Raw genomic sequence first — 313 nt, 5'->3', positions numbered from 1 at the left:
GATGGAGCGACAACACACCCACCCCCACCAAGGGGGCAACAACAGGCCTGTTGCCTCAGGACCCAACAGTGTGCCCAGCAAACGCCGGCCACCAGAACCACAAGACTTCTGGCGGTTGATGATTTCTTAAAGCTTGATGTTGTCGTGAAACTATCTGCACCACCGGACAACCCACTACAGGCGCCGGCAAACCTATCCCAACCATCACTTCCCGCACGGTTGCGGGGACGGGGGAAAAAATGGTGCTCCTTAGAAAGGAGGTGATCCAGCCGCACCTTCCGGTACGGCTACCTTGTTACGACTTCGTCCCAAT

The 313-nt window shown here is 56.5% G+C and carries 1 rRNA gene; it reads right to left on the bottom strand.

From position 1 onward, the window contains the following. Window positions 1-253: 253 nt before the first annotated feature. A 16S ribosomal RNA gene (locus BST28_RS23050) occupies window positions 254-313 on the bottom strand; the annotation flags it as partial.

The sequence above is a fragment of the Mycolicibacter kumamotonensis genome (assembly GCF_002086285.1).
GTDB lineage: Bacteria > Actinomycetota > Actinomycetes > Mycobacteriales > Mycobacteriaceae > Mycobacterium > Mycobacterium kumamotonense.
This window is presented reverse-complemented; position numbering and strand designations above follow the sequence as displayed.